Source organism: Cohnella panacarvi Gsoil 349, from assembly GCF_000515335.1.
Classification (GTDB): Bacteria; Bacillota; Bacilli; order Paenibacillales; family Paenibacillaceae; genus Cohnella; species Cohnella panacarvi.
Map to the genome: position 1 here is coordinate 2967541 of NZ_KI911563.1, position 25431 is coordinate 2992971.

26 protein-coding genes and 1 pseudogene are annotated in these 25431 nt (G+C 45.9%); 21 read left to right on the top strand and 6 right to left on the bottom strand.

The window, feature by feature from the left end:
* From COHPA_RS25180 to COHPA_RS0114290, 3 genes are all read right to left on the bottom strand, one after another.
* Entirely contained in the window at positions 1–249 is a 249-nt protein-coding gene (locus COHPA_RS25180) for a hypothetical protein (RefSeq protein WP_027086836.1), read from the bottom strand.
* Entirely contained in the window at positions 242–1168 is a 927-nt protein-coding gene (locus COHPA_RS0114285; protein WP_027086837.1) for a DNA cytosine methyltransferase, read from the bottom strand. Before COHPA_RS0114285 ends, COHPA_RS25180 begins: the two co-directional genes overlap by 8 nt.
* 252 nt (positions 1169–1420) lie before the next feature.
* Positions 1421–2476 (bottom strand): hypothetical protein, encoded by a 1056-nt coding sequence (locus COHPA_RS0114290; RefSeq protein ID WP_027086838.1) that lies wholly within the window; start codon positions 2474–2476, stop codon positions 1421–1423.
* Between the two features lie 195 nt (positions 2477–2671).
* Here COHPA_RS0114290 and COHPA_RS0114295 point away from each other — a divergent pair, with 195 nt between their 5' ends.
* From COHPA_RS0114295 to COHPA_RS0114305, 3 genes are all read left to right on the top strand, one after another.
* On the top strand, positions 2672–3139 hold the full coding sequence (locus COHPA_RS0114295; RefSeq protein WP_027086839.1) for a RadC family protein: 468 nt from the start codon (positions 2672–2674) through the stop codon (positions 3137–3139).
* Between the two features lie 400 nt (positions 3140–3539).
* Positions 3540–4661, top strand: a complete 1122-nt coding sequence (locus COHPA_RS0114300; RefSeq protein ID WP_027086840.1) for a tyrosine-type recombinase/integrase — start codon at positions 3540–3542, stop codon at positions 4659–4661.
* A gap of 159 nt (positions 4662–4820) precedes the next feature.
* Positions 4821–5990, top strand: a complete 1170-nt coding sequence (locus COHPA_RS0114305) for a hypothetical protein (RefSeq protein ID WP_027086841.1) — start codon at positions 4821–4823, stop codon at positions 5988–5990.
* Between the two features lie 257 nt (positions 5991–6247).
* Here the strand turns inward: COHPA_RS0114305 and COHPA_RS0114310 are convergent, their stop codons facing one another.
* Entirely contained in the window at positions 6248–6652 is a 405-nt protein-coding gene (locus COHPA_RS0114310; protein ID WP_027086842.1) for a helix-turn-helix domain-containing protein, read from the bottom strand.
* Positions 6653–6800: 148 nt separating this feature from the next.
* Here COHPA_RS0114310 and COHPA_RS0114315 point away from each other — a divergent pair, with 148 nt between their 5' ends.
* The 9 genes from COHPA_RS0114315 to COHPA_RS0114355 all read left to right on the top strand — a co-directional run bounded on the left by COHPA_RS0114315 (position 6801) and on the right by COHPA_RS0114355 (position 13649).
* Positions 6801–7007: a hypothetical protein gene (locus tag COHPA_RS0114315; RefSeq protein WP_027086843.1), complete on the top strand. Its 207-nt coding sequence runs from the start codon at positions 6801–6803 to the stop codon at positions 7005–7007.
* Positions 7008–7022: 15 nt separating this feature from the next.
* The gene (locus COHPA_RS0114320) at positions 7023–8183 is read left to right on the top strand and encodes a hypothetical protein (RefSeq protein WP_027086844.1); all 1161 of its coding nucleotides are present in this window, start codon (positions 7023–7025) and stop codon (positions 8181–8183) included.
* Between the two features lie 205 nt (positions 8184–8388).
* Positions 8389–9111 carry a hypothetical protein gene (locus COHPA_RS0114325; RefSeq protein WP_027086845.1) on the top strand — a complete coding sequence of 241 codons (723 nt, stop codon included), beginning with the start codon at positions 8389–8391 and terminating at the stop codon, positions 9109–9111.
* Positions 9112–9531: 420 nt separating this feature from the next.
* Positions 9532–10089: a recombinase family protein gene (locus COHPA_RS0114330; protein WP_027086846.1), complete on the top strand. Its 558-nt coding sequence runs from the start codon at positions 9532–9534 to the stop codon at positions 10087–10089.
* 286 nt (positions 10090–10375) lie between these two features.
* Positions 10376–10669, top strand: coding sequence for a hypothetical protein (locus COHPA_RS0114335; protein ID WP_027086847.1), 294 nt, complete (start codon positions 10376–10378; stop codon positions 10667–10669).
* A 75-nt stretch (positions 10670–10744) separates the two neighbouring features.
* Positions 10745–11149 carry a hypothetical protein gene (locus COHPA_RS0114340; RefSeq protein ID WP_027086848.1) on the top strand — a complete coding sequence of 135 codons (405 nt, stop codon included), beginning with the start codon at positions 10745–10747 and terminating at the stop codon, positions 11147–11149.
* Between the two features lie 173 nt (positions 11150–11322).
* Positions 11323–11703, top strand: coding sequence for a DUF2538 family protein (locus COHPA_RS0114345; RefSeq protein WP_027086849.1), 381 nt, complete (start codon positions 11323–11325; stop codon positions 11701–11703).
* A gap of 15 nt (positions 11704–11718) precedes the next feature.
* Complete coding sequence (locus COHPA_RS25620; RefSeq protein ID WP_156926673.1) at positions 11719–11859, top strand: hypothetical protein; 141 nt, start codon at positions 11719–11721, stop codon at positions 11857–11859.
* A gap of 221 nt (positions 11860–12080) precedes the next feature.
* Positions 12081–13649: a recombinase family protein gene (locus tag COHPA_RS0114355; RefSeq protein ID WP_027086850.1), complete on the top strand. Its 1569-nt coding sequence runs from the start codon at positions 12081–12083 to the stop codon at positions 13647–13649.
* 186 nt (positions 13650–13835) lie between these two features.
* Here COHPA_RS0114355 and COHPA_RS0114360 read toward each other — a convergent pair whose 3' ends face one another.
* Together COHPA_RS0114360 and COHPA_RS0114365 are read right to left on the bottom strand one after the other, a co-directional pair.
* Positions 13836–14201 (bottom strand): toxin-antitoxin system HicB family antitoxin, encoded by a 366-nt coding sequence (locus COHPA_RS0114360; RefSeq protein ID WP_027086851.1) that lies wholly within the window; start codon positions 14199–14201, stop codon positions 13836–13838.
* 87 nt (positions 14202–14288) lie between these two features.
* Complete coding sequence (locus COHPA_RS0114365) at positions 14289–14486, bottom strand: type II toxin-antitoxin system HicA family toxin (RefSeq protein WP_245590348.1); 198 nt, start codon at positions 14484–14486, stop codon at positions 14289–14291.
* A gap of 545 nt (positions 14487–15031) precedes the next feature.
* Here COHPA_RS0114365 and COHPA_RS0114370 point away from each other — a divergent pair.
* The 9 genes and pseudogenes from COHPA_RS0114370 to COHPA_RS0114410 form a co-directional block, all read left to right on the top strand.
* Complete coding sequence (locus COHPA_RS0114370) at positions 15032–15478, top strand: hypothetical protein (protein ID WP_156926674.1); 447 nt, start codon at positions 15032–15034, stop codon at positions 15476–15478.
* Complete coding sequence (locus tag COHPA_RS0114375; RefSeq protein ID WP_027086854.1) at positions 15475–15900, top strand: hypothetical protein; 426 nt, start codon at positions 15475–15477, stop codon at positions 15898–15900. Before COHPA_RS0114370 ends, COHPA_RS0114375 begins: the two co-directional genes overlap by 4 nt.
* A 23-nt stretch (positions 15901–15923) precedes the next feature.
* Complete coding sequence (locus COHPA_RS24515) at positions 15924–17930, top strand: ThiF family adenylyltransferase (protein ID WP_027086855.1); 2007 nt, start codon at positions 15924–15926, stop codon at positions 17928–17930.
* A complete protein-coding gene (locus tag COHPA_RS0114385; RefSeq protein WP_035119535.1) occupies positions 17917–18969 on the top strand; it encodes a flavin-containing monooxygenase in 1053 nt (350 codons plus the stop codon). The genes COHPA_RS24515 and COHPA_RS0114385 overlap by 14 nt, the downstream gene beginning before the upstream one ends.
* A 2-nt stretch (positions 18970–18971) precedes the next feature.
* On the top strand, positions 18972–19763 hold the full coding sequence (locus tag COHPA_RS24855; protein WP_027086857.1) for a response regulator: 792 nt from the start codon (positions 18972–18974) through the stop codon (positions 19761–19763).
* Complete coding sequence (locus tag COHPA_RS0114395) at positions 19744–22602, top strand: ATP-binding protein (RefSeq protein WP_084760710.1); 2859 nt, start codon at positions 19744–19746, stop codon at positions 22600–22602. Before COHPA_RS24855 ends, COHPA_RS0114395 begins: the two co-directional genes overlap by 20 nt.
* A 21-nt stretch (positions 22603–22623) precedes the next feature.
* Entirely contained in the window at positions 22624–23310 is a 687-nt protein-coding gene (locus COHPA_RS0114400; RefSeq protein WP_027086859.1) for a response regulator transcription factor, read from the top strand.
* Complete coding sequence (locus tag COHPA_RS0114405; protein ID WP_027086860.1) at positions 23291–24733, top strand: HAMP domain-containing sensor histidine kinase; 1443 nt, start codon at positions 23291–23293, stop codon at positions 24731–24733. Before COHPA_RS0114400 ends, COHPA_RS0114405 begins: the two co-directional genes overlap by 20 nt.
* Before the next feature lie 134 nt (positions 24734–24867).
* Positions 24868–25422, top strand: a pseudogene (locus tag COHPA_RS0114410) (MMPL family transporter); the annotation flags it as partial.
* Positions 25423–25431: the final 9 nt, after the last annotated feature.

Genomic DNA, 25431 nt, shown 5'->3' on the forward strand with positions numbered 1-25431 from the left:
CTAATTGGAAACGTTATTAAATTCGCGAAAAAGTTTAACGCTGCGCTTTAATTGAGATTTGACAGTTACGCTTAAATTTCCAAATTCGGGATGTTGAGTGAGACTAAAAAGTAGTTCGGCATCTGTGACTTTTTTGTTTAGGTCAATATAGTTGCTTGCCCTTTTTATTCTCGATCTTACATCCCGAGCCGACTTGTCGGTAAAGCCCAGGCGCTCTTTTAACCATCGATCAAATTGTTGTTCATCCATTCGCAACCAACTCCTTATTTATTGAAAGTAATTCCTCCTCGTATTCGGATATTACCTCACCAACAAACCTTGCAAGATTTACGGGCACTGCATTACCGATCATTTGTTCTAAAGTTGTTTTATTTCCTACCCATATGAAATTCGGTGGGAATGTTTGAATTAACGAACGCTCATATGTGGATAATTCCCTCAATTGGTCATTTACAGGTGCCACATCGTTTGGATGACCTGTATAACCTTTAGGTACGGGACGATTGACTCCACGAATTGTTGGCGCTGGCTCATCAATAGAAAAAACACCACGGCGGCTGTAATTCCTTGGGTGGCGGTAGTAGTAATCAACACCTAGTTGATTACCTAAATAATCTCGGACTGTCATTGGGGTTGCTGATACTTTAGATTCGATTAATTCATCTAGGAACCCGTCATTTGAACCAAGTAACCCAATACAAAAAAATCTTTTCCGTTTTTGTGGAACACCGCATAGACTGGCATCCAATACCTTTTCCGTTAATCCGTATCCTGCTTCCTTAAAAATAGCTCTTGCTTGAGCGAAGGCACGGCTAGTTCTCGATCTATCAACATTCTCCATAACGAACCATTTAGGTTTAACCATTCGAATAATTTCTGCATAAGCATTCGTTAGGTTTGCCCTATCCCCTTCACTACGTTTGCCAGCATGGGAAAAATCTTGGCAAGGCGGTCCGCCTATAATCATCTCTGGACGGAAAGGAGTAATTAACTGCGCTGCTTCCTCGAAATTACTTAAGTCTTGCTCAAATATCGGGTGGTTAAAGTTCTCTGAATAACATTTAATTGCTTCGTTCCAGTATTCAAATGCGGCTACAACATCATGACCAGCTTGTCCGAAACCATTAGACATGCCTCCACACCCAGCAAATAAGTCAACGACTCTCATTTGATTCACCTCTTAACATTTTTTATAACATAAAAGACATGGGACGTCAACATTTTGACGTCCCATGTTGTGTTTGAGGAAATAAACATCCCCTCACAATCAAATTATAGAACATTTGTTCGTATATATCAAGAATGAAAAACGGCTGATGTTACGTCTTATCAGCCGCTAATTGAACATGAAGGAGATAATATGTCTGTTTAATTGTCATCCGTAGTGGCAGTATAATCGAGTTTTCAGAATATGCAACTTTTATTTCTCAGTAGCTCTCTTGTACAGTTCATTGATAAGTTGTCGCTCCGATTGCTCGTTGGCAGCCTCTTTATACAGCCCTCTTCTACGTTCAATTTCCCCGATATTCGGATAAAGCTTTCCTTCACGAGATTTTAAGTATCCCTGTCGTTTGTTATATATGAACCAATCATCATCGTTTATCTTCTCTTTACGTGGCGTGACCAATTGCTTAATTGCTTGAACAGCGTTGCCGACAGGGCCGAAGGGCATGTGCTCCTTCCCTCGGTCATGGTAATCAAGCAAAACATCATAAGAACTGTCATCCGAAAAGAGTTGACAGTGCTCAACTGCCTTTTTATTCATCCGTTTCTGTTCCTCAATCGCCCATATTATTGCTGTGTACTCTCCTGAATCCAGATCGCCGTACAAAACTAGCAGCAAACTCATGTACATTGTTGATTCCTCAATGAATGCGTTCACGAATTTCAAAAAACTAATCACTTCGCGGTAGCTCTTTTGATTGTCCAAAGTAAAGTTACGAATCCTGCCGATCTGTTTCTCCAAGTCTACAAGGAAGTCAAAAATAAAAGCAGCTGCTTTCTGTTCAATGTCAGCTAGTTCCTGCAGCCTGTGATGCCATTCGGCGGCTTTTTTATTCTTTTCTCGATCCTGATTGGGGTCGAGCTCCACATAGTGTCCTTTATCAAAGTCGTACATGAAGTGGAAATCTGTATTAACGGTGTCTATGTCTGAGCGGAATCGGAAATCAGATGATTTTCGGCTTCGCTTCCCATAAATCATCGTCACATTGACCAATCCAAGTCCAAATCGATTAACTTCGTAATCGACATATTTATGATAACCCCAAGGAAACATGAGATTTCCGACCATGGCCTGGTCGTCCCATACGGGCAATACAATACGATTTTGTTCTAAGTATGCGCCTGTTAAGGGCTTCAACATGTCAGCGGAAAATTCTTTCACTCGCTGAAAGTCAGTGTGTACAGCCGCATGGTCAATTTGTAATTCAGGAATTGCTCGTGCTAGCTCTACCCACTCAGAAAGTTTAGACATTCCAAATCACCTCCATGTTTGCTTATATCGCAGAATTATTTTTTTGCAATTTTTTCACACCCGAATAAAAATGCGCGCTATGATTTCGGAATCAAAACCACATCGTTGCTGATTGACAGCGCGGACCTACTCGGCGCGAGCTAGAGTTGATAAAAGAAACTAAAATTGAAAGGAGTTGCATTGAAGGTGCAACACATGATGAAGCAGGATGAACAAGTAACACGGATGAAACGGATTAACGTCGTCAGTCTGCAAATATGCAAAGAAACGACATTCCCTTATTCCATAAATACCATTCGGAATCCGAGGGATGTATATCAATTATTGAAAATGTTCTTAGGACGAGAAGACAGAGAAAAAATAGTGCTTCTGTGCCTCGACACAAAGAACAAAATCACAGCCATACAAGTGATTGCAATCGGTTCGCTGAACGCGGCAATTATCCATCCGCGCGAAGTAATGAAGCTTGCGGTATTAAGTAATTCCGCCAGCATCATCATTAGCCACTGCCATCCGTCGGGAGATCCTACCCCTTCGCCAGAGGATATACAAATCACCGATAGATTGAAAAAAGTGGGGGAACTGTTGGGCATTGAGCTGCTCGATCACGTCATAGTTGGGGAAGACAATCATTTTAGCTTGAAGGAGAACGGCATGATGTAAAGGTTTAATGTCCTTGATTAATTTGCGCAAGGTCCGACCACTGCCGCGGACTAGAAATATGAGTGCAGTACCGTTTGTTTGCAATGGTTTCGATTGTTTCGGAACCATTGCATTGTCAGCGAGAACGCGCTGGCAATCGCAATATGAGCAAGCGCTCTAGGCAATGCTGCCGCACATCGGCTGGATTGCGTGGAGATAAGTCTTGCGAATGGACTCAGAGGATGCGCAAGAATGTTTAGTCGGGAGGTTCAGTCTGATTTTTTGTGGGAACAAAAAGTCGGACTGAACCATCCCGACAGGGGACGGGAAATCCTCTTTTTAAGCATACCTAATTAACCTAGGGGTTGATAAGGCGGTGTGCTGAAAAATGAGAAAATAAGCCGATTACGGAGGTGAGAAAATGAGCATCGACATCAATATAAGCAAAATTGAGCAAGTTTTTTACCGTGCAAAGCAAAATGGCCTAACCTTCGGCGATCACGCTAAAAAGAAGCGTCTCTCTGATCGGACCGTACAAACCTATTGCGATGTGGTGAAAGCGTACGCCAATTATCTTCATCGGGAACATGGCATTGATATTATTAAAGCTAAGCCTAAGCACGCATATGATTACATCAAGGAGCGGATTGAGAAGTTTCATAAAGGTCAAGCATCCGCATTCAGCCTTCGACGTTTTGCGCATGCCATTCATGCTTTTCGTGAGGCAAGCCAGAAAACAGGGGTTTTCAAAGGAAAAGTGAAGATTGGAGACAAGCGGGAGATTCTTCAAATGCTTACGGATAACAATGTGTTTAGAAAGAGCGCTGATTCAAAAACGCTGAAAGCCAATCATGCTGATTATCTGGAAGTGCAGCGGGAGATAATTAATTCCCGATCACCTAACGCTTCAACTACGGCCCAAATCCATCAGATTCAAAGATATTTAGGGGCCCGCATCCACGAAGCAGTCAAAATGAAGGTCAACGATCTGGTGTTCGGGAAAGGCATAGTGACGGTTACGATTAAAGGTAAGGGCGGACTTGTTAGACATGTAACAACCGATCATGGACCAACAATTGAGCTCTTACAGAGCCAAGCAAGGGGGAAAAAGAACGGTACCCCCTTGTTCTCGATTATAAACAAATTGGGGCAAGATAAGTCACTTCGCAGTTCAGTTAAGGCAATGAAGGATAACATTCGATCTGCTGCAAAACGCGCTGGCGTAGATCGGGAAGGGAAAACCTACACTTCTCATTCGGCTAGAAAGGCATTCGCACAAGCGGAAATGGATCGATATTCCGTTTGGAACGTGTCTCAATTGAAAAGTGAGGTTGGAAAACGAATTGCTGCCGATCCATCGTTGAAAACAAAGTACGATAAGACGCTGCACAACATTCGCGCCAAAATATCTGACTGCTCTCCGAATAAAAGTCGAGACTTGAGCCATAAGGAGCTTTGCCAATGGCTTGTTTCAACAGCTCTAGGGCATGGTCGCAATGATGTAATTCGTTATTACTGCAATTACCCAATGAAAAGAAAGTAACGAAAGGTTGTAAAATCTTTTGAAGGAGACCCTTGATAAATTCAGAAATCATATGTTAGAAAGTATATACAGCGGGAAAGATACAGAACTTTGTGGATGATAAAATGAATGACCAAGGATGACAAATCTTTCTCTCCTTAAAAATAGGAGGGGTTTGTCGTGACGAAAAAGAAAAAACCAGAGTTTGAAAGGGTTGTTGATTTCGAAACAGGTGAGTTCAAGGACTATGCCAAGATTGAAATGGACGAGGATACCCTTATCACGATCGAGAGCAAAGAGGAGAAGAGGAAGAAAGCTGAGGAAGTGCTAAAGCAACAATACAGGATGCGTGCAAGAAGAATAGAGCAGTTTGCTCAAGCAATGCCGCGCTACGAAAACGATGTCATTGGAACGTATCCAGCAAGGATGCTGGAATGCCTAATCAGAACGTTGCCGTTTATCAACTACAACTCAGGGAAATTCAATGAACAGAATATTATTAAGAATCAGGGGAAGGCAGCGACGGTATCCGCTTTGGCCAATCTGTGGAAAGTGACAAGGCCAACTGCGACTAAATACATAAAGAGATTCATAAAGGACGGAATTTGGAGTCCTGTGAAACTGAGCAAAGTCAACGGAAGTGTCTTCCAGTTCAAAAATGATGTGTTCTTGAAGGGTAAGAAAGGTAACAAGGAGTTTTTCAGTAAAAAAGTGGTACTAAAATCATTGGGTGACATGATTCGAACCGCCGATCAAGAAGTCGATAGAATTTTGAATAAACCATACACAAGGGAAGAGCGACTTTACAAAGAACAACTCTCCTCCTTCCATCCGCTTGCTCTGTTCGGCGCTCTACTGACAAAGACGCATTTCAAGTCATTCTTCCTGGTCAATAACTCAACAGATGAAATCATTTCCGATGAAGAGACGGTATCTGAGGTGATTGGATCAAGTCATAAGAGACGACGATTTCGATTTATGAAAAAGTATGAAATGTGGAATTTGTACGAGGGGAAGAAAACCAAAAGCCTAAGCGGTGACCGTAAGTTGGAGTTGGAGGCCTGTTTGTACGTATTAACTCGAATTAAAGCACTAGGAACTTGGAAGACAGGAAAGAGCGAATATATTATTATGAATCCTTCACTGGTGTATGTTTCACCAAATATGAAATGCGATGATGAGTGGAGAAAGGTGATTGGCAGCCTATTCTGCTTGCCCAATATTATGGAGAAGGAAAGTGATCCAGATAACTTGGAACAAGAGCGGGAGTTTAAAGAGTTGATTGAATTTTTATCTGATCGACATGAGGGGGACGGCGAACATAGTTGTGAGATGGACCATTTATCGTAATTCAGGGAGTTAAGGGGGAAAATGCGTCCAATCATTGGGCGCATTTTCTATCAACAAAACTACGCAGATTTTTTTACAACGGCCAAATTTTTACGGCGATCTGCAAAACTACGGAGATTTCTTTACATCGAAAATCTTGCCAAGTCCAGTAATATCAACGGGTCGGACCAGTCCAGCATATTATAAATCATTGTTTGTCTTTGTTGTTCTTTTCAGAGGTGCAAAGAAGATAACCTTAAAACTGAATTGTTAAAAAATCAAGTAATTCTCTTTTTCCTTCGTTCCAGGGAAAACTCAACGTATTCCTTAATAAAAGCCTTTTCGTCCTTGGACAAATCCTCGAAACGGCAATCTGATTGCCACAAATCGTCAAAAAAATAAGGTGTATGTTCCTCCTTAAAGCTCACTAGGAACTGACCTTGACCCGTAACTAACCAATCCAGCGAAACCCCGAGTTCCTCTGATATTGCAACAAGCGCATTTGCGCCAGGCGCACTCTTGCCGCGAGACCAATCCCCCATGTTACCCGTTGAAATCCCTAATTTCTTCGCAAAGTCAACTTTGGTGATTTTTTTTGACTTTAAGATTTGCTCTATACGGCCAGCAATTGCTTGTCCAAGTGGGTTTTTGACCTCTTCGTTCTCATTTGGTGATTTCGTCATGTAGCTCACCCTTTTCAACATAATACAAAACATACTTAAATGCGTATATTTGAATTGACAACATACTTAAATGCGCCATACAATGGGCTTAGGCAATTAGATTGCCACTTGAAATTATAGCATATCTAGGAACAAGGAGGCGACGCATTTGAGTCGTAAAAGGCCAATCAGCAAATTCGGTTGGGACATCAAGAAACGATTGGCGGAACTAGAAATCGATCAAAAGGAGTTTTGCCATCGATATAACATACCCGAATACAGATTATCGAATTTAATAAGTGGTTCAAGGAAAGCGGAACGATACCGCAAGCAAGTTGCAGTATTACTCGGCATTGATTGTGATACGGATGAATAATTATTGGAGGTTATTATGAAAAACGCACTCTTAGCCTTATTTCTAGTAGCAGTCTTTGTAGTAAGTGGTTGCACTGGTGATTCAAGTAAATCAGTAGAAACAGACAAAGATAAAATTGAGCATCAATCAACAGCGAATGCTCCAGCAGCGACAGTTGACTCAAACAGTGAAGAAGCGACTGAAAAACAGCTTGAGATTCTCGATCATATTAAACAGTATGGCGAGGATGGCTTTACGTCTAGCGGTCTCACCGATATAGCAAATCTTTCAGTTCAGAAAAAAGACAACGTAGTTTACGCGATTCACAGAGGGGAAAATCGTCAAGGATTCCCTTCACATTTCTATCTTTCAATCGCAATAAATGGAAAGTGGACGGTTAAAGATAAGTTGCTCCTAGATGTGGAGAAAACTGGCGACGATGGTTCTTACTATGGTTCGTCAGTAGTTGTTGGGAATAGCCTTTACCACGGTAGATGGAAGAATGACGAAAAAGATGCCTCGATAATAAATCGTTTTGTTCAACTTGAGAAATTTAATGATAATGGCGACATTACAAGCTCTGAACTTTTATGCGAGAATTGTAGCATTTACGGTTCTATTTCCACCTCTAAGGGACAAAGTGCAGTAATTGATCAAAACATTGTTGTTGGGGATGAAGAGAAGCGGCAAAGGAATATGTATTTTGAGAATACACTTGAACCGATAGCTTTGGATCGTTTTGTCTCCTTAGAGTCAGTTGCTGTGGATGTGCAAATTCATGCCGACCTTGATAAAAACCTTATGTATTATAGCTACCATAACAAGAATCGGCCATTGAGTGCATTTGAGCCAGCAATGCAATATGACCTTACCGCAGGAAAACCTGTCTACAATGAAGACGGTCAGGATCTAGCCACTGAGGGAAATGGAGGATTCTTTATTGGAGCCAGTAATGGGGTACATATCCTCAGTTTATCCGATCCAGATAGAACCCAATCTATTTACTTAGGCTTGTACGATGATAAGTACAATCTTCAGTCGGCACGCATCGGTATACCGCTTACGGTATATAAAGGTCGATTATTTACAGATAGTATTAATGTTACGGAGACCGAAGACGAAATTCATATTTGGCATATAAATGAATTTAGGGACTCTACATCGCTTGAATTAGTTAAGATACAGAAACAAAAATAATATACCTGAAGGTGAACAAGGATGACTCTCAAAATCAGGGAAGTTGGAGGCAAAGCGCGCGGCGTAACCAAATGCAGGGAATGCGGACACACAATCTGGGCAGATCAAAGGTCCTGTGACTACTGTGGTTGTAGCAACCCTGGGGCGTAATATAGGTCACAAAAACATGGCAACACCGCAAGTCAGAAGGGGGAGGGACTGAGATTTGAATAATCAAGCGGAATTGCAGAAACAGCTTCTGAACGAAATCGAATTTGCGCATGATTGTTTTCAGACAATGCAAAGGGCAAGGCAGCAACGTTCACATTTGGAGTCTCAAAAGACTAGACATGATAAGTTCCTTGCATCTCTCAACGATCAATTGGATAAACGGCCACTTGTGTACTTCTTCATTTGCTTAGTCATAGGGATTTTATTCATCGTTTTGTTTGGGGCAGGATTGTTAACTTTGATTATCGGATTAGGGGTAATCGGATTTGGGGTAATCAAATACGGTTTACGTTCCTATAAAGGTCTAGTCAATCGAGCCGACATATTGAATGAACAGGATGAGCAAAAAAGAGTGATAAAGCTTTACAAGGCACAAATAGATGAGGCTTCATCGACAGAAGCTTCAATCCGAGAAGAAGTGCGGACCAAGTGCGACATTCCCATCGGCTATGTTTATCCAGAAGCGTTAAGAAGGTTCGAATCATACGTACGTAATTATGAGGCATTTACAGTTGACCACTGTATTTCACTATATGAAGACGGTAAGCATGAAGGATACGAATCGAGTGTTGCCGAGAATCGTAGAAATGAAGAAATTCAAGAACGGAAACTGAATCAGGAACATAGGGAGAGAGTAGAGAAACAATTAAAGAAAGCTAATGATGAACTAAAAGAGGAAGTCAGTAAACTGAGAGACCAAGTTCATCGCCGCTATTAGTTAATACCGCAAAATCAAGGATGAAAATGAAAAAACTATTGACTGCGATGAAAAGGCTTGATATATTGATAAAGCACTATTTTAACCGAATAATTCAAAGGCGTACTGGATCGCATACCTACGATCAGTGCGCCTTTATTCATTGGTGCGTGATCTCGGTTTCCGTGATCCCGCGCTTTTTTTGTGCGGCTGTTCTTTGACAAAAGAATAGCCTCCCAGCAACTGCTGGGGACCCCTTACCCGCAGGGGAGTTAGATACTGGCATTATCATTTGTCGGTGCGGTACTTGATGCACTCGGTGCATGGAGGAATGCAGGAACGTCTCAAAGGTACACCTTTTAGGAGGACATATTGGTGAACGGCAGAATCTAGGTTTATGAGGTCTCAAAGGCCTGTCTCAAAACTTGGAGGTGGAGATAAATGATTTATGGGTATGCGAGGGTGTCGGCAGCTGACCAAAATTTAGATACGCAAGTCGACGAATTAGTAAAGTACGGCTGCGATCAAATTATCACCGAAAAAGTTACTGGGGTTGCAGAAGATAAGAAGCTTAATGATGTAGTCGAAATGATGAAGCAGGGAGATACACTTGTCGCCATAAGAATGGACAGGCTCGGTCGTTCCACACGCCAGTTGATTGAACTAGCTGAGGCAATGGATACACAACGTAAGAACCTTGTCATTCTAAACTTGAATATAGACACTAGAACACCGACAGGCAAGTTTTTTCTTACCATTATGGCGGCGTTTGCAGAGCTTGAAAGGACAACCAATAAGGAAAAGCAAATGAGAGGGATTGCGTTAGCAAAAAGCAAAGGTAAACATCTCGGAAGGCCAAGGAAGTTTAACTTAGAAGCGCTGAATCATGCAATGCAATTGTATCAATCCAAGAAGTATACTGTGAAAGAGATATGTCAAATCACGAACATATCGAAGGCTACGTTCTACCGCCGTCTGGGACAAATAAATCAAAAATAAAAAAGTTTCGATAATGGGTGTAACCTTTCGGCTAGTTAATCGTCATACTATGTGGTTTTGAAAATATCTCTAGACTTCGCAACTTTTTCGAAATTCATGCGTTTAATACGCAGAAGGCCACGGGGGATATCTCTACCTGAGATTAAACTGCATATGAGCCCACAAGGCATCTGTTCATTTGTGACGGATGCTTTTCCTATACCCGTAAGGGTTATGGTGGTTCCAAACTGGAGCCGCCATTTTTAATGCCCAAAATCTAAAAGTGAATTATTAGGGGGAAAACTCAATGGCGAAAGCTACTTATGCACAACAAAAAATCTATGAAGAAGTGTACGATATTTGCAGATTAATGACATCCCCGAGATTTCCAAAATCCTTTAAGTGGATGGACACAGTAATTGAATATCTTGTAGAAGGTACTGAGACCGAAGATGGGGTGTTAAAAGACAACTACTGGAAGGCGACTGATCGACTGGGAAGGGAATATTGGATGGGGTTTCCTCACCAAGCGGCAGTAGGTATCGTTAGTCTTTGTGAGGGATTGCCATTAGGTAGAGTAACAGAACCCATGGACCTTTAAATAATCACCGCCAATTGGCGCCTACTCCCTGAGGCGCCTTTCTTATGCCCAAAACAATCAATTAGGGGGATTTATATGAAACTTGAAGTAAACACAATTGTAGCAAAAGAAATGTTCAAGGTGAGCCCTAATCCGAAGGGAATTCCACCGTACTTTTATCACATCACAAACAGAAGAGCGCTCTCTTCAATCATGAAAGATGGCATTCGACCACACGAATTCTTCGGAGAAGTATACTTTTGCGAAACCGCTAAAGATGCATGTATGTTCGCAAAGACCTACCGATCGCACCTTATTACGGTAGATACAAGCAAGTTAGATCAAAATTTTATCCGAATCTCGTTGGATCATAACCGTAAGGTGTTTGAAATGGAATGCTACCGTTATTTTAAGACAGTACCAGTCGAGGCCATTGTGAGAACTGAGGAAATTCTGCAAAAGCCATTCAGTTTGAAAAATGCCTTAGATATCGCCTTGTAGATGTTCGTATGTTCGAAAAAAACCAACTCAAAGCCGACTTTCCTGTTATTATTTCGACAGTTTATAAAGGTTTCAAGACCAGCGACGCGAGTCAGTGGTTACAGAGGACATTATGGCATATCAGGTTGCTGGACTCTAGCAACTGTCGAAAGGTAAACATGGAGGGATTAACAATGTACTTTGTTAACAGAGAACATGAAGTGAACTTTAATGAATTGCTGTCAAGATATCCGATTGGCAGAACCGATTCGCAGTATCGTGCGGGGTTTTATGTAGTAGCTCATCCGATTGTTTACGACTGCTGCAACATGGACCCAGCGAGCGATGGCCATGGTCCATTCGACTGGTACTTTGCAGAGAATGGAGAGCTCAGCGAAGTATTTGCAGGACTATCATATGGCTTTCAATGCATTGTTAAAGCAGGCTTGAATATGTACAATAATCAACCAGATTTTTCCCTTTATTTAGCACTAGGGAACTGGGATGATGAGTTGTTCAGTGTGTTTGTAGAAGCTTGCGAAATTCGCCGTGGCAACAGAAAATACAGAAAGTAAAGGGAGATAGAAAAAATGAGTGGTAAACAGACAAGCAATTCACTCGAAAATTACGAACTGCTCGTAAAAACGCAAGAAGAAGTGAAGAAGCAGGAGTTATATTCCGTGCTAGCTGCACTTATCAAGAATTATGCAGCGTCGAAGCAAAATACTTAAATGTAGTGCTTGAACTGAGGTTGTTACATGCTACATTGTCAAGACTTTACATGGAGTGGCGGTCATGATAGGCTACCCAGCCATGCGAAACCCTTGTGGCTTCGCTCTTCCGTAAGGAATCATGACCGCAGAGGCTTCATGTCAAGTCTTGAATCACATACAACATAATTTCCATGCTACGCAATAACGGCAGATAAAAAATGATATTGGAGGAATTGAATATGAAGAAGATTAGGGCAGCATTATATTCGAGGGTTTCGACAGATGAGCAGCGTCGAGAGGGTTATTCACTCACCGCACAAGTTGAAATACTGGAACAATATTGTCAAAGGAACAACATTGAGGTCTATGACTTATATGAGGATGGAGGTTATTCAGGCAAGGATTTTAATCGCCCTGGAATACAAAGGCTGCTTCGGGATTTAAGGGAGGACAAGTTTGATGTAGTGTTAGCAATTGCAGTAGATCGTATTTCCCGAAATAATCTTGATGTTCTAACATTTATTGATCGTGAACTGCATCCAAAAGGAAAGAAACTTCTTATCAGTACATGCGATATTGATAGTTCAACTGAAACAGGCAAAATGTTCATATCGCTTCTAGGGACATTTGCAGAGTACGAACGCAGGTTAATTGTTGGACGGGTTAAAAATGGTATGGAAAAACGGGCCGAGGAAGGGGATTGGAACGGCGGTCAGATGCTGGGTTACAATACACTCAATAAAAAACTTGTTGTGGACGAAGAGGAAGCCGCATTAGTCAAAGAGATTTTTGAGTTACGATCCCAAGGGAAAGGCTATAAAACGATTGCCAACCAACTTAATAAACGAGGAAAGAAAACGAAGATGAAGGCTCCCTTCAGCACTAATAGTATTAAAACCATTCTTGAGAATGAAAAATACGTTGGTAACATGACATGGGGCAAGCAAAGAGATTGGAGTGAAAAGCGCAGGAAAGGGACGGCTATTCCAACAATGGTTGATGGAAAGCATGAAGCGATCATTGATAGGGAATTGTGGCAAAAGGTTCAGGCTGTTAAAAAGGCAAAAGAAGAGTCAAACGTAAGTCAGAGCAATTTCAAAGGGGAATTTATCCTATCGGGCCTTTTACGCTGTCCGATGTGCGGAGCTGGTACTGTCATGAGTAAGAAGAAGAAACGGGATGGATTAGGGTACCACTTGTACTATATGTGTCAGAATTTCCACTCTAAAGGAAGCACTGTTTGCAAATCTAACTTGATGAAGAAAGAAATGATTGAGGACCAAATAATCAAGGCAATTCAGTTAATCTTGGGCAGTGAATATGTAGTTGATGAAGTGCTAGGTAAACTCAACAAAGATCAAGATGGCAGCATAACCGATTTAAGTCATGACTTGAATATTCAAATGATGAAAATGAAGGAGCTCCTTGACCGTCGCAAGATATTAGATACCGATTACTACAAAGGGGAAATCAAAGTACAGACATATGACCGATTGTCAGGGAACCTAGATGAGGAGATTTTTGAACTTGAAACAGTGATTAAGGGTATTGAGCGGGAGATCGGGAAGTCGCAGACAGCAATCAATATCAATAAAGAGATAATTATTGAGGCATTGAAGAATTTTGACGACCTGTTTGAAGTTGCAAGCAATGAAGAGAAACGGAAATTGATGCGGTCCATTATTAAGGAAATTCATGTGGAGCCCGATAGGAAGAAAGTAAAGGATATCGTCTTCTGGTTTACGGAAGGCGATGCTCCTTTGCAGTCCGCTTTACCAGTCAGTGAGGTGGGGAGAACCGTATCATAAGTAAGTCATAAGTGATTGAAACCCTACAATACCAAAACGAGAACCGTTCGCACATTGCGAAAAGTTCTCGTTAGGTAACTCTATAAGTAAAAACAAAAAATAATATTATTGTAAAGTTCCTAATCATAGTTTGATTTATTAATTAAATAAAATCCCATATCTATTTCCCTCCGAAATTTATCCTTTTTATTTTACTTTTCCACTTAGTTTGTACAAAATATACTGATTTAGACTTACACCTTCACGCTCAGCGTTATCAATTAAATCCCTGTGTAAAGTCTTTGGCATTCTAAGCATAATATTCCCACTTGGAAGTTCTTTAGGTTCGGGGATGGGATCGCCGAAATCAAGTTTAATTTCAATGTGGTCTTTTTTTACTTCTTCAAGGTTTTTGATTAATTCTTCAACGGTATCGGCTGTGCTCTGACAACCCTCCAACTCAATATATTTTCCGTGGTAGTAATTTCCCGTACTGTCCGATACATGTCTGATAACCATCGTATACTCTAATCCCAAGTAGTACTCAAGATTTTTTTCCATTAAACCCCTCACCCGCACCCTCCTTAATATCGATTCACCAATTAGATCAAATTTTTCTCTCTGCACACTGTAATTAAATGTAGTCAGGAAAGGGGAATCTTATTCCCCAATCCTGATCAAAATATCTTCCACGTACGCCCGCTTGATAGTGGGCTTATCCTCCTTTACCGTTATTAGCGCCCCCTCAGAATTTCGAAAATGACGATGAGAACCATTGGTTCGAACCAACTGGTAACCGAAGTGTTCCAACACCTTTACGGCTTCTGGATATCTGATGTTATGTGGTTGGTTCTTCATCTTCAGTACCAGTTTATCTACCCTCGACACACGGGATACACCTCCACAACGTAATACCGTATGCGATATCAAGATGTAAACTTATGATATCGCATATAGTATCATTTTGCAAGTATTTGCCATTTCGCCTGTGGTACGGAGAACCGTCCACAAGTGATGGTAAAGGAAAGGTTTGCGGTAACAATCCCATTTAGGATTAGGACGCCAACCTTCTGCAGCATGTCGTGGTAATTATGGGACGTGTACTGGAATCCTTGGTCGTAAGAACAAATTTTTTATTTACGCAGACTCATGCGTGATGAGATCGGCTTATTTGCTTTGAAATGGCGATTTAAGAAATTATCCAAGCAAAACTTTTTTTGATTTTGACATATAGCTGACAAATTAGACAAGTAGGATGCGATTAGTGAATGAAAAATAGAAGGGTTCTGATCGATAGGAGGAAGGTTATGTCGAACTTAACGCTGTTGGAATCGGATCTTCAAATTGTTTCAATCGACACAGAAGACATCCCCGGAGTCGTGGAGTTGTTAAGAGCAAATGGTATGAATTACGGCTCAGTAGAATTCTACCGGGAATATTTTTACAAAGTGCAGATGGATCGCCGAATGGTCGGTTGCGTGGCTGTTATACCGAGAACCGGGTTTTCCGAGATTAAATCGCTGCTGGTCGACCAGGAATATCGGTCCTTCAAAGTGTTCAACAAAATCAGCGACTTCGTCACGTTGAAATCGTTGGAACACGACCGACCGTGCGTAGTGGTTAAGGTTAGCAAACATAATCCGGCCGTCCTTCTGTACCGCAGAAAGAGATTCAAGCCGTTAACCGTAAGCGAGTATCCGGAAATCTACGGATCTCTGAAGCAAGACTGCGTCGCGTGTCATGCGATTGTGAAAAATATTTGCAACCCGACGTATCTCGTCATCGATACAAGAAAAACGCCTTACGACATTGAGGAATGGAAAAATAAAGTGGAGGCGGGGACGGAATGAGAACGGAAATGAATCTGCTGCAAGCCTTGGAAGAAGCTCTGAATCAAAGCGCATTGGTGCAAACATGCCTCGTGGTAGGACAAGATCGGCCATATTACGCCGCGCTGATCGTGCCTGATCTCAATGAACTAAGCAGGCTGGTCGCAGAGCAGGAAGAGCCGTCTTCGATGCCGTCGCTTTCTGCCAGAATCACGCTATATCATCTCGAGGTGAGAAGGTACTTCTGCGATGTCATTCACGCTATCAATGAACAAGTCCCCGGTGACAAGAAGATTGAGAGGTTCGCGCTGGTTACGAAGGATTCACAACCGCAGACGCAGGGATCCATGGAAGAGCATGAGCAATTCCGCCGCAATCTTTACGCCCGGAATCAGGAAATCGTTGAATCCTTCTATCAAGAAATCCCCCCGGGTATCGGATAAATCCATACATATGAGGAGTGTAAATGACGGAAACCATGATAACTCACGAGCAGATCGATAGAATCGTCTACGCGGCCACACTGGCTCCATCGCCGCACAATGTCCAGGCCTGGAGATTCCGTTATAACGGCAAGGAACTCGAGCTGCTGCGGGACCCTTCCCGTCAAATTCTCAAAGAATTGGATCCAACGGAGAAGGAAGGCACGATTGCACAGGGAGCGTTGTTTGAGAATTTAGTCCTGGCTGCCAGGCAGGAAGGCTTTGCCGCCTATGCGGATTGGTACCCCGAAGGGGAAGATCGGAATTTGACCGCCTTGATCCGGTTTGATCGTCAGTACAATCTCGAGCCGTCGGAGCTTTATCCCTATATCGAGAAACGCACGGTTAATCGGTCTAAATACCAGCGGAAGCCCGTACCGCCCGCTATCATGACAGAGCTGCAAGAAATCGCAAAGCGGGATGGCTTCGAGCTCATTGTGGCAACCGATCCGAGCCAAATCAAGGAGATAGCTCGCCTGGCCGGCGAAGCCGGCCGGTTCAAGTTTAGCCATGAAGCCACTCATCGGGAGCTTTACGAGTATTTGCGATTTACTTCGGAAGAAACGGCTGTCAAACGGGACGGGTTGCCCCTGGAGCAATTCTTCATTCCGCCTCTGGCGGCAAGGCTTGGCAAGTTAGCGATGAAATGGCCCATCATGCGGGTTCTCAACAAGATCGGTTACCAACGTGCGCTGGCCAGCACCCAGGAGACAGAGCTCGTGCGAAGCGCTCCGGCGGTATGCTTACTGGTGTCGAGAACCGGCCGCCGTACGGATTATTTGAACGGCGGAAGATTGGTACAACGCCTGGCGCTTACCGCGACGAAACATCAGCTTTCGCTGCATCCTCACAGCGCAATAGCAGATGTTATTTTTGCTCAGGAGGCCGGTTGTCATACGGCACTGCCTGACAAATGGCGAAATATGATCGAGCAATTCCCCGGGCGGATTCGCGAGCTATTTGCGCTGGAGGGTGAAGCGCATGTCGTTCACTTGTTCCGTATGGGTTACCCCGGTAGAACGCTAGCGCGGAGAAGCATGCGAAGAAATCTGGAGGATGTGCTGGACATCGTCGAATCACCCGAGCTTCTTCCCGATGAGGGCCAGCTGTATCGGGAATTCACCGTACGCAACTTCCCTTTTATTGGCGAGAACGATCAAGAGAAGCTGAGAAAAGGACGAATCGGGGTTGCCGGCTGCGGCAGCATTGGAGGGGCCTCGCTTGAAATTCTTGCCCGTATGGGAGCAGAACGATTCCTGCTTGCCGAGCCGGATGCCTATGAGCTGAACAACCTCAATCGGCAGCATGCCACTCGTCAGGACATCGGAACCCATAAGGCTGAAGTATTGTTAAGCCGGATGCGCGCAATCAACCCTGGAATAAAGGGTTATATTCTGCCAAGCGGCGTTACGGAGCAGAATGTCCAATATTTCGTCGGGTCCTGCGAAGTGATCTTGGACGGTGTTGACGTTACTGAGCCAAGCGCGCTTCAGGCCAAGGTTCTGCTCCACCAGGAGGCTTGGAGACAGCGGCGGCCGGTGATTTCCGGCTATGATATCGCCGGCACGCAGCTTGTGCGGATCTATGATTACCGCCGGGGTAAGCTATTGCCGCTTCATGGGAGATTCGACGGGATTGACCTTGCGGCTTTGACTCCGCTCGCGTTCTTGTCGAAAGTGATTGCTCCGCTTCATTTGCCGATTGAAATGCTGCCGGTGCTGGAGTCGATGATTCGCGGCAAGCAGAAGAGTATACCGCAGATGGGTCCGACGGCAGAGCTGTATGGTGTGCTGAGCTCTTGGGCAGCCCTTGACCTGCTCGTTGGTCGTCCAGTGCGCGAAAAGGTGTTGGTAGATATCCCCGGTTTGCTTCGGCCGTCACGCCTTACGTCAAAGTTGGCGTTAAAGCGGATATGGGGGATTGTGAAGCTCAAACGCCTGCTCCAACAAGAAACCAGGAAAAAGGGGATGCAGCAACATCGAAGCTTATGACGTAATCGTGATTGGCGCCGGGCAAGCGGGTCTGGCAATGGGCTATTATTTGCGGCAGACCGAGCTTTCCTATGTCATTCTCGGTAAGGAGGAGCGAGTCGGCGACGTCTGGAGAAATCGCTATGATTCTCTGGTTCTGTTTACACCGAGGTGGTTCAGCGCCTTGCCCGGAATGACAATGAAGGGCGATCCCGATGGATTTGCCGGCAAGTTTGAAGCGGCCGATTATTTGGCGGAATACGCCGTTCGATATCACCTGCCGGTCCGGTTGGAGACGGAAGTCAAGTCTCTCTACAAACAAGGCGGCGAATTCATCGTCATTACCAGCAGCGGAGAATATTCCGCGAAGCATGTCGTCGTAGCTTCCGGTCCTTTTCAGAAGCCGTGGATTCCGCATTTTTCAAGTGAATTGTCGAAATCCGTGTTTCAGGTTCATAGTTCTCGTTATCGGAATCATAACCAACTGAAAGAAGGGCCTGTAACCATCGTGGGAGGCGGTAATTCAGGGGCGCAAATTGCCGAAGAGCTTGCAGGCGATCGGGAAGTGTATTTGTCCACCAATCGGCAGATGCGGTTTATGCCGCTTAAATTGTGGGGCAAAAGCATATTCTGGTGGCTCGACAAACTGGGCATTTACAGGTTAGGCATTCATACCAAGCTGGGGAAACGAATAAGCAAGAGGGGTGACCCGATCGTAGGCAATGGGCTTGTTAGCTTGATCCGCAGCGGTCAAGTGAAGCTCAAGCCCGGCACGGTGAATGCTGAATCCAATCGATTGCTCTTCGAGAACGGTACACGCATCGAGGTGCAGAACGTGATTTGGGCAACGGGGTTCTCCCCGGATTACTACTGGATTCATATTCCGGACGTCTTGGACAGCGGGGGTAAACCCGTTCATCTTAGAGGAATCAGCCCGGTGGAGGGCCTGTATTTTCTAGGTATGCCCTGGCAGCATTCTCGAAGCTCTGCATTAATCGCGGGAGTGGCCTATGATGCTGAATATATTAACCGGGCGATCGTTTCGAGAAAGGGAGGATAAACATGGCCAATATTATGATTGTGGACGATTCCCCGATCATTCGTCGCAGTCTTCGCGGCATTCTGGAGTCGCTGGGGCATCGGATCGTAGTCGAGGCCGAGGATGGGAAGGAAGCGATTCAAGTATATGACGAGGATCGAATCGATCTGGTCACGATGGATATCCAGCTTCCTGGCATAGACGGAATCGAAGCCGTTCGGCTCATCCGGGAACGCAATCCGAATGCGGCGATCGTGATGATCAGTTCGCTGGAGCATCGCGGCAAAGTGTATGAAGCGATCAAGCTTGGCGCTAGACATTACATTGTAAAACCATATACCGAGGATAAGGTGGGCGAGGTCATTCAAGCCGTGCTCGGGATTCCGGAACCGCAGCAGGCAGATAAAGCCGAGCCAATTGCCAATGGGAAAGAAGCTTCTACGGACCGGGCTCAGGCAGGACGAGAATTACCCCTGTTAGAGACTCCGATACTATCGACCTTGCCGTTCGAACTGGTGATAAAGGACGGACGGGCAGTGCTGGTGGTGCAGCGCCATATAACACCCGTCAATATCGGCGCTTTAGCGAGCGCGCTGCAAGGATTGCTCTATTATCGCAAGGCTAAATATGTGCTCGATCTGTGGGAACCAATCTTCGATGTGGAAGGAATGAAGCTGATGCTCGAATTCGTGTCTGTCGTTCGCAGCAGGGGAGGGACGGTCGGAATCGTGTCGGGAGCCCACGGCTACTATACGCAAATAAAAGCGAAGCTTCAGAACGGTGTGTACCGATCCTATGATGAAATCGAGTGGTAACGCGAATCGGCGATGGAGCCGTCTCATCTATATAGTCGTTGTGCTTGCGCTTGTTAGCGGTATCATCGGATTTTTCGTTCGGACAGAAGGAGAAGCGTATGCCGCCCATCCGACGGGAGGACCGCGAGCGGCAGAAACGGACTTCCGCATTTCACATTACCATTTCGGCGATTCACCGCGAGATGCAAGCGGCACATTCGAATGGACGAAGCCAGGTGCACTGAGGGATTGGCCCACAATGCCTCCGCTTGGCTCAGAACCAGACAGGAACACGGAATACGTCTGGCTAGCGGGTAAAATTCCTGCACTGCCGGGGGACTCCAGTAAGCCCGATCCTTATCTGCTGTTCTCCAACGCCCAATATGAATTCGAAGTGTATTCGGGCAAGGAACTGATCTATAAGCATGGAGATTTGGAGGACGGCCAAACCCCGGTTCTAACAGGCCATCCGGTATTCGTGCCGCTGGGAGAGCTTCCGCTTAATACACCGCTGTTCGTGCGAATCCAATCTATTCGGGATAACGTTCTGATCGGCAAAATCGGCCCCGTGCATTATGGCTCGCAAACGGAACTTAAGCTGGGATTGATTCGCAGCGATGCGATGAACGCTGCGGGCGTGCTCGTTTTTTTTATCATCGGTTTTGTGGCGCTTCTCATGTATTTCGTAAGTCGGGACAGCAACGCGACGTTAACCTTCGCTCTATTTGCCTTGCTCATCAGCGTTAATCTGTTGCTTTCCTTGAAATCACCTCTCTTATTTGCGGATTATTCGGCTCTGTTGCCCTATATAGGCGAACCGCTGGGCGGCGCCATGGTGTATGTGTTTTCTTTATACTTCATAGAGGTGCTGCGTCCTGCCTTCCCGGGTATCATTCGTACCGCTGGGCGAGTCTTATTGGCCGCAGGTCTGCTGATGCCCATTGGCAAGCTGCTTTTCCCCGGTCTGATGGAAACTTTTCACCAGGAGATTTCCATAGTCCGAAATATAGGCTTCTCGGTGCTGTGCGCGCTATGTCTGGCCGTTATTGTTGTCTCTATCCGCAAGGGGCTGAGTAGCGACGCTAAATGGTTTGTTGCGGGTTTTTCCTTGTATTTGATTGTTAATGTAATCGGGTTTCCTCTGCGTATGTATATCGAAAGCCGTCCGGACAGTCTGGCGATAGCTCCGCTTGCATTCGCCAAGCTGCTGCGTACCGGACTGGATTACTCCCTGCTTTTCAGCACGTTTTTCTTTGCTGTGATCTCGTTCAAGCGCTACATCGAAGTCTACCGGGCGACGCGCAGCTATGTCCAGCAGTTGTCAGACTGGAACGCAACATTGGAAATGAAGGTGAAGGAACGTACGCGATCGATTCGCAATTTGCTGGATCATGCGGGTCAGGGCTTTCTTACGCTGGATGAGCGGTTGATTGTTCAGGAAGAGTATAGCGAGGAATGCCGGCGTCTGTTCGGGCAAGAGATCGCTTACGCCAGTTTCGTAGAGTTGCTTTATCCAGAAAATGTCAGTGAACAGGCGCTTTATGCGGATATCCTTCATTCCGCTTTTGGAGGAGATGAACTGCAGCGTGAAGTATGCCTGACGCTTCTTCCGGCAGAGGCCGAGGTACAGAGCAGACGGGTTGCGCTGCAGTATAAGTGGATACCCGGCTTTGAATCGTCCTCCGGCAATGTGATGGTGATCCTTAGCGATATTAGCGAGCAACGGCGGATGGAACGCCAGATTGCACATGAAAGACGTGTGCTGCATATGGTGGTCTGGGTTATTCGGCATTATCGGGATTTCAAAGAGATGGTCGAAGAATATCGCGTTTTCTTCTCGGAGGGTTTGGACAAGCTGCTGCTTCAAGAGCTTTCGGCCATGGAGAAATGGGCGGAGTTGAGCCGGATCGTCCACACGCTTAAAGGCAATTTTGCGCAATTCGACTTCATGCATACGGCCGAGAGCTTGCATGAGCTTGAAACTCGGCTGGATGAATGGAAGATGCGGCTTGCAAGTCCTTATAAGGTAGAGGAACTGCTTCAGGCTTCTTTATTCGAAGATTGGCTGCGGACTTTGCATCCGTTCGAATGGTTGGAGGAAGATTTGCAGCAGCTGCGCGAAATTCTGGGGGATCGTTTCGATACCGCGCAGGAGCTAGTGACCGTCGAGGCCGAGCGGTTGCGTCACCTCGAGCGCCAAGTGTATGCGACATTACCTAGCCCCGCGGCCCAGGCCATCGTTATCGAGCTGAAAAAGCTGCGGTATCGCCCGTTCAGGGAGCTGCTCGGCATGTATCCGGAGTACGCGGGAAAGCTGGCGGAAAGAACCGGCAAGGAAATTTATCCGGTCAGTATCGTTGGCGGAGATTTTCTTGTAGACCCGGAGGTATATACCGAATTCGCGCGTTCTCTGGTCCATGTGTTTCGTAATATGGTCGACCATGGGATCGAAACGCCAGAGGATCGGGCATCCGTTGGCAAGGACCGGCGTGGAACGATCCGGTGCGAATTGACCGAAGACGAACAAGGAATTCGAGTGCATTTGTCGAATAATGGAAAAGAAATGAATTTGGATGAAATTAGAAGGCAAGCACTGAGCAACCAATTGTGTACGGTAGAGGAATGGGAGGCCATGTCGGCCTACGAGCAGCGAAAGTTGATTTTCCATGAAGGGTTCACAACGAAACATAATATCACCAGACTGTCGGGCCGGGGAATGGGACTATATGCTGTTCACAAGGCGGTGGAATCGCTGAGCGGGACGGTGCGTGTGGAGAGCTTGGCTGGCGAAGGGACAGCATTTCTCTTCGACTTGCCTTGGATTGGCCCGGGCGAAGCGCAAGTGCAGGATGCCGTTTGATATAGGAAAGGGCTGCTGTTCATGAGAAAAGTTCTGGTCGTGGAAGATGAAGCGGGCATATCCGTCGTGCTGAAGGCGTATTTGGCAAAGGCAGGATACGTCGTAGAGCAGGCATTCGACGGGGAGCGTGCCATGGCTTTGTTCGACGAATGGAAGCCCGATCTTGTGCTGCTCGATGTGATGCTGCCCGACATGGACGGCTGGTCGATTCTACAACGCATTCGGGAGCGAAGCAGTTGCGCAGTCATTATGCTGACCGCGCTGGATGACATTCAGAACCGGCTGGTGGGGCTGGATGGGGGCGCAGATGATTACATGGGCAAGCCTTTTGTCGGTGAAGAGGTGGTTTCGCGCGTACAGGCGGTGCTGAGGCGATTGCCTCAAGTACAGACGGAGGATGCCGCGATATTCGGAAGTTTAAAAATTGATTATTCTGCTTGCGAAGTCACCTTGAATGGACAGCCCGTACGTCTCACGCCGCGAGATTTGTCGCTGCTTATGTTTCTGACGCGTCATCCTAATCGAACCTTTGATCGCGAGCATTTAATCAGCAGCGTATGGGGGATGGATTATGAAGGGAGCGATCGCGCGGTAGACCTGGCCGTGAAGCGCATACGGCAATCCCTTGCCGAATGGCCGAATGAAGAGGGAGACCTGATCACCTACCGACGAATGGGGTATCAATTCCATGTCAGCAATGGGTCGTAAAGGATTGGTCCGCTACTGGACCATCCGCTATTTTATCGTTCTGATCGCCAGTATGGCGCTGGTGGGCGTATTGTTGATCTTGTTCGTCCAATGGGACCTGCAACGTAGTCAACGTCAGGGCATGCAGCGGATGAGCGGCGTTATAGCAGATGCCTGGGCGAAAGGTACGTTGCCGCATGGGGCGCTGCTCGGGCATTGGCTCGATACACGGACGGGGGAACTTGGGCTAAACGGCCGCTCCGTAATGATGGTGCTGGATGATCAGGGAGAGCCCGTCATGAAATTCCCACCCGCCATGCCGCAAGAAGCGGATCAAATTGCAGGATTGCGGGAGCAGATTATAACGGGACCGGGAGTGCCGCATTTTCTTACCCTTGAACCCCACCTTAATAATGCTCCCTATCTGGTGGCTGTACACCCCTTGCCAGACAGACAAGCGTACATCCTACTTCTGTTGCCTAAAGAGATTTCCTATGGTAGTTTTTTGCAATTTCGCCTTCCCAGGTTAATTCTGGCTAGTCTGGTTCTCTTGACGGGCTGGGGGATTGTCTATGCACTGACACGGACCCTAGTCAAGCCGATCCGTGAGGTGGCAGGAGCCGCTCAACAGGTTGTGGCAGGAAACTACGACGTGAAGTTGAACAAAAATTATCGCGAGAAGGAAATTTATGAGCTGGTAGCTGCCTTCAAGGAGATGGCCGATCGGTTGAAACGGCTGGAGGCGCTTCGGACGCAGCTGCTTGCCGGAGTAACGCATGAACTCAAAACGCCGGTCACTTCGATCAGCGGATTGGTGCAAGCCGTTAAGGGCGGGGTTGTTACCGGTCCGGAGGCAGAGACATTCCTGGAGATGTGCTTGAAAGAAAGTTATCGTCTGCAGAACATGGTGGAGGATCTGCTCGATTTCAATAGCTTCGCGGCAGGTACAATGTCCGTGACGATGGAACCCTGCGATCTGAATAAAGCTGTTCGGGAAATTGCCATGCGTTGGCAGTATGGTCAGGAAGGGCACAAGGTTCGGTTAAACGTCGAAACGGCGGGGGACGGCCCCGACTGGATGACCCCGACCGATCCGATTCGTCTGGAGCAGATTCTGGTGAATTTGTTCAACAACGCAAGAGATGCCATGGATCCGGATGGTGTTATCCACGTCAGACTTGAACGTGGAGCAGGCACGCCAGGTTTGCTCATTCGGGTGGCGGATACGGGGCGAGGCATTCCCCCGGGAGAACAAGTCGATGTGGTTGAGCCGTTTTATCGCGGCAACGGAAAGAAGCAGCGCGTTCGCGGGCTTGGGCTTGGCCTTCCGTTTAGCCGGCTGATCGCACGCAACCTCGGAGGAGATCTTGTGTTGACCAGTAGTTCCCCTAATGGGACCACGTTTACTGTTGTTTTGCCAGAAACCATGGAGAGGCCCGACTGACAACTGTGTCTTCTTATCGCGGACTCGTACAGCGCAAAACATTCGACAAGCGCTTCTACGCTTCACTAATCGGCCATGATTAAAGGACCATCCAGTAAAAGGATGGCCTAAAAACTTGCCGTTACAGACAACGTTACGGCGGCGTTACGCCGAAGCTAGTCGATGAACGTGAAGCGAATAACCGAGACATAATCGTAATCGTTGCACTTGAAACGTTACTCATACTCGTCTTGTTGTTCGTATTGACCAAATCGGCTAGAATGTCGGCGTACATGATGGCTACGATTCTGATCTCATTCGTATCGGCATTAGGAATCGGTATATTCCTGATCGACGTATTGTTCGGGTATGATGCGGTAAGCACGCGCGTTCCCGTGTATTCCTTCATCTTCTTGGTCGCGCTCGGAATCGACTACAATATTATTCTTGTGTCACGCTTCCTGGAGGAACGCAAGGCGCGTAAAGCGAAGGAAGCACTAGAGATTGCGATTCGCAATACGGGCGGCGTCATCTCATCGGCCGGTCTAGTATTAGCGGCAACGTTCGCAGCATTAATGACGATGCCTATCGCGGATTTGTTCGTATTCGGTTTCATTGTTGCGATCGGAATTCTGATGGATACCTTCTTGGTTCGCGGGATGCTGTTACCGGCGGTAATCTTATTGTTCGAGAAGGATAAGGCGAAGTAAGCTGACAAG